Origin of the sequence: Gilliamella sp. Fer4-1, assembly GCF_001690515.1 — a bacterium.
In the GTDB taxonomy this organism is placed as follows: domain Bacteria; phylum Pseudomonadota; class Gammaproteobacteria; order Enterobacterales; family Orbaceae; genus Gilliamella; species Gilliamella apicola_C.
In genome coordinates, this window is sequence record NZ_LZGZ01000271.1 from 1 (window position 1) to 4883 (window position 4883).

The 4883-nt window shown below is 36.3% G+C and carries 7 protein-coding genes; 2 read left to right on the forward strand and 5 right to left on the reverse strand.

Annotated features, from left to right (window positions below):
- From ruvX to rsmE, 5 genes are all read right to left on the reverse strand, one after another.
- On the reverse strand, nt 1-392 hold a 392-nt coding region (gene ruvX / locus A9G30_RS09485), incomplete at its 3' end, for a Holliday junction resolvase RuvX (protein ID WP_065588793.1).
- A 3-nt stretch (nt 393-395) separates the two neighbouring features.
- On the reverse strand, nt 396-953 hold the full coding sequence (locus tag A9G30_RS09490; protein ID WP_065582997.1) for a YqgE/AlgH family protein: 558 nt from the start codon (nt 951-953) through the stop codon (nt 396-398).
- Between the two features lie 20 nt (nt 954-973).
- Nucleotides 974-1426: a GNAT family N-acetyltransferase gene (locus A9G30_RS09495; protein ID WP_065582996.1), complete on the reverse strand. Its 453-nt coding sequence runs from the start codon at nt 1424-1426 to the stop codon at nt 974-976.
- 8 nt (nt 1427-1434) lie between these two features.
- Entirely contained in the window at nt 1435-2385 is a 951-nt protein-coding gene (gshB, locus tag A9G30_RS09500) for a glutathione synthase (RefSeq protein ID WP_065582995.1), read from the reverse strand.
- 177 nt (nt 2386-2562) lie between these two features.
- Nucleotides 2563-3288 (reverse strand): 16S rRNA (uracil(1498)-N(3))-methyltransferase, encoded by a 726-nt coding sequence (gene rsmE, locus A9G30_RS09505; RefSeq protein ID WP_065588794.1) that lies wholly within the window; start codon nt 3286-3288, stop codon nt 2563-2565.
- Nucleotides 3289-3385: 97 nt separating this feature from the next.
- On the opposite strand from rsmE, the gene folB reads away from it, so the two are divergent.
- Both folB and A9G30_RS09515 read left to right on the forward strand, forming a co-directional pair.
- Entirely contained in the window at nt 3386-3757 is a 372-nt protein-coding gene (gene folB / locus A9G30_RS09510; RefSeq protein ID WP_065588795.1) for a dihydroneopterin aldolase, read from the forward strand.
- Between the two features lie 31 nt (nt 3758-3788).
- On the forward strand, nt 3789-4784 hold the full coding sequence (locus A9G30_RS09515) for an MBL fold metallo-hydrolase (RefSeq protein WP_065588796.1): 996 nt from the start codon (nt 3789-3791) through the stop codon (nt 4782-4784).
- Nucleotides 4785-4883 lie beyond the last annotated feature (99 nt).

Below are 4883 nucleotides of genomic sequence, written 5' to 3' on the forward strand. Positions count from 1 at the left end.
CTTTCTAAAATAATGATTGCGGAAGTCGCATCTACATGACCTTTTTCAAGTGCCCGATAACCGCGAGAAGCAAAAATATGTGATTTAGCTTCAACGGTTGATAATCGTTCATCTTGTAAATGGACTTGATAACCAAACATACCATGTAAACGGTTAGCAAATTTACGTGCTCGGGCGGTGAGCGGTTGCTCTGTGCCATCCATATTTAAAGGCAACCCGACTACTAAAAAATCGGGTTTCCACTCGTTTAAGACCTTTTCGATTGTTTGCCAGTTAGGAATGCCATCGCGTGCCTTAAATGAGCATAAAGGGCTAGCTGTTTTAGTGATATCTTGGCCAATAGCTGCACCAATACTTGCTGTGCCAAAATCAAATGCGATAATCGTTGCCATTGGTTATGCATTTCCCATTTGGTGTGAAATAGTATTCATATTAATGCCGAGCGATTCTGCTGCTTTTTGCCAACGTTCATTGATGGCAAGTTCAAAAATAATTTTAGGATCTGTATCGGCAACTAACCAATTGTTTCGTGCTACTTCTTCTTCGAGTTGTAGCGATTGCCAGCTGGTATAACCTAGTGCGAGCAATATATCTTTTGGCTGTTTAGGAGAACCGATAGTTTTTAATAAATCAAGAGACGTTGTAATCATCACATCGTCAGAAATTTGTATGCTTGATGAAAAACCTTGCTGTGGCGTGTGCAAAATAAATCCTTGTTCCTCAGCAATAGGACCACCAGCGAAAACGGGCTGTTCCAGTTCAGCACAATTTTTGCTTGCTGTTATATCTAAACGTGTCAGTACTGTTGATACATTAAGTTCTAATATCGGTTTATTAATGGTGATACCCATAGCACCATCGCGGTTATGCTCACAAATGTAGATAACCGAGCGACTAAATGTTGGGTCGCTTATCGTTGGCATAGCGATGATAAAATGATTTTTTAAATTCATATGTTCACATTTTTAGTAGTTTATAACGCGCATTTACCAATTTTAACTTTATGCTCAACATTACAGCGCATTAATAGCTCAGGCTCTCCAGTTTCTTCGTTGATTGATTCTGATACAATATTAAAATCCTGAGAAAGAAAAAAATCAATCGCTGCGATATTTTTTTTATAAACATGCACTAGCAGTTCATTATGGCGTTGTTTTGCTTTTTCAACGAGTGCTTTACCTGTCCCTTGTCGGCGAAAAGCCTCATCAACAAATAAACCTGAAATATAATTTTCAGTTATGCCAATAAAACCTTTTACTCCATCAAGATCTTGAACATATAATGTCGACATAGGAATGAGCATTTTTACTAATTCATAATTTTGTTTGAAAAATTGAGGATCAATAAAACGATGTGCTTGTTCATTACCTTCTAGCCATATAGCCATGACTTTATCTAAATCTGCTGTTTTATATTCTCTAATCATTTTTTGCTCTACTTATTTAATCGACGTTCAATGGCATCTATCAACATACCTGTAATGGAAAGATTTGGGTTTTTTGCCTCAATTTCACGAACACAAGTGGGACTTGTTACGTTAATTTCAGTTAGCTTATCGCCAATAATATCTAAACCAACAAATAGTAAGCCTTTTTCTTTTAACATTGGGGCAATACTTTTGGCAATATGCCAATCACTTTCACTTAATGCTCTTACTTCTCCGTGCCCACCTGCGGCAAGGTTACCTCGAGTTTCCCCTTTTTGTGGAATTCTTGCTAAACAATAAGGTACAGGTTCACCATCGACAACCAAAACACGTTTATCCCCGTCTGTTATCGCTGGTATGTAAGTTTGAGCCATGCAGTAACGTGAGTTGTGCTCAGTTAAGGTTTCAATGATAACCGACACATTTGGATCGTCAGCTTTAATTCTAAAAATTGATGCTCCACCCATACCGTCAAGTGGCTTTAAAATGATATCGTTATGCTCTTGATAGAAGGATTTAATTTGTTGAGTTTGACGAGTAACCAATGTTTCAGGCGTAAATTTTGCAAACCATGCAGTAAACAATTTTTCGTTACAATCACGTAAACTTTTAGGCTTATTTACTACTAATACGCCTTTTGCCTCAGCACGTTCTAGAATATAGGTTGCATAAATAAATTCGGTATCAAATGGGGGATCTTTACGCATTAATATTACATCAAGATCACTTAAGGGTATGGTTTGTTCATTGTTCATATCGAACCAATGGTGATCATCATTATAAACAGTTAATGTCCGTGTTGTCGCATAAGCTTCACCATTGCGTAAGAAGAGATCATTCATTTCCATATAAAAAAGTTGATACCCTCGCTTTTGTGCCTCAAGTAACATGGCAAAACTGGTGTCTTTTTTTATTTTGATATGACTAATTGGGTCCATTACAATGCCCAGTTTTATCATAATGACTCCTTACTGATTTTATCTATTCAATTGGGTTTTTATATTAAAATATAGGTATTACTTGAAGCGCTTTGTCAAGGCTTAATGGCAATACCCAAAATAATGCTTGCTGTTATCATACTCGTTACTAAGCCAGTTGCAAAGTAATCATTACTTATCGGCTATATTCTGCTGTGTTTATCCAAGATCGCCTAAGTGCACTTGTAATGCGGTAAGCGCTGTGAGTGCAGCGGTTTCTGTCCGTAACACTCTTGGTCCGAGTAAAATATCTGTAAAATGATAGTCATGCGTCATGCTAATTTCATTGTCAGACAATCCACCTTCTGGCCCAATTAATAAATAAATTTTTTTATGCTCATTGGCTAATTGTTTTATGCCGTGTTTAGCTTTAGGGTGTAAATTGAGCCTTAATCCTTCCGTTAAACTTGCACACCAGCTTTCTAATTTTATGACGGGTTTGATTTCAGGAATTATATTGCGTCCACACTGTTCACAAGCTGAAATCACAATTTTTTGCCACTGTTGTGTTTTTTTATCTAATCTTTCGATATCGAGCTTAACTCCACAACGTTCAGAAAGTAGTGGCGTTATACTACTGATACCTAACTCAACCGATTTCTGAATAGTAAATTCCATTTTTTCGCCGCGTGATATCACTTGCCCCAAATGGATCTCTAATGGCGATTCGCGATTATCTAAAACGGACGAAGCTGTTTTGACTGTAACCGATTTTTTATTGACTTCATGAATAATTGCAGGGGTAATATGATTAGATCCATCAAATAAGATAATTTTTTCACCGACCTTCATTCTTAATACACGAATAAGGTGGTTAAACGCATTATCATCCAAGGTAATAAGGCTATTTTGCTCAATAATAAAAGGTTGAAAAATTCGAGTCATAATTACGGATATTTAGTATTATTTAAAATAAATTATAGCGTAATTTAACAAGATTCGGTAATCTCTATTTAATGTAATTAGGCATTTGGAATCGGGTATGAATACATACAGCAAAGATAGGGTACTGATTGAAGGATTAACTGTTCTAACAACCATCGGCGTCTATGATTGGGAAAAGACCATCAAGCAGAAGCTAGTTCTTGATCTTGAAATGGCATGGAATAATAAACCTGCTGGCGAAAGCGATAATGTATCGCTTTGTTTAGACTATTTTAAGGTTAGCCAAACGATAACACACTTTATTCAATCTTCAAAATTTGAGCTGATTGAATGTGTAGCAGAGCGAGTCGCTGAAATGATTATTAAACAATTTTCTGTTTATTGGTTGAAAGTTAAAGTATCTAAACCAACAGCAATAGCGAATGCTCGGAATGTTGCTGTAATTATTGAACGTACAGCAAATTACTAAACTAAATTGATTGTCAAAGAAGGCTATCAGGATGGCGAATCAAAAACAAGATTTAACGGTTCAAAAAAAACATCATACTGCTAAAGGGTTTAAGCATGATGCATCTTTTAAAATTAAAATTGGCGAGTTTTTACGTTGGCGTTTTAAGCGTAAAGTATTACCACCTAAAGCAGGTTATCATACTTTTAACCAAACATGGTTTGAGCCAATCAATCTCAGTTTACCTGATGATAGAGTTTGGTGGATTGGCCACTCAACAACATTGATTCGTTTAAACGGTAAGATGATTTTAACTGATCCTATCTTTTCTAAGCGGGCTTCACCTTCGCAATTCATAGGACCTAAACGGCGAACACCGCCAGCTTTAGATATTGAACAATTGCCGCAGATTGATTTTATTGTTATTTCACATAACCATTATGATCATCTTGATTCTCAAAGTATTCAGCAATTATTGGCTCGTTTCCCTCATGTTGTCATTATGGTTCCGCTTGGTTTAAAAAGAACATTACTAAAGTGGGGGGCTAAGAACACTATTGAATTAGATTGGTGGGATTGTAAAACTATTGATGGGCTTACTTTTTCTGCTACCCCAGCTGTACACTGGAGCAATCGAGGATTGTTTGATGTGAATAAAGCATTATGGTGTGGTTGGATGATCCAATCTAAGATTGCTAATCAAACAAAAACAGTCTATTTTATGGGGGATACTAGCTATTGTGTTGAATTAAAAGAGATTGCTAGGCGTTTTCCTTCAATTGATTTGGCATTAATACCTATTGGTGCTTATGCGCCACGTTGGTATATGAAATCACAGCATATTGACCCCAAGCAAGCTGTTCAACTGTACGATGAATTACAATGCCATTCAGCCATAGCTATTCATTGGGGAGCATTTGAATTAGCTGACGAGCCATTAGATGAACCGTGCCAGTTATTAAATGAATATAAAGCAAACCGCCACTTTAATCTATTAAAAATAGGTGGTACTTTAGCTATTAATCACATTCATTCTGAATTAAAATAATTCCCATAAAAAAAACAGCAATGCTGTTAAATATTTAATGCGTTTGCCCAAAAAAGGAGAATGAAATGAAATCTACGGTTATTGGTTTGTCTTGTTTGA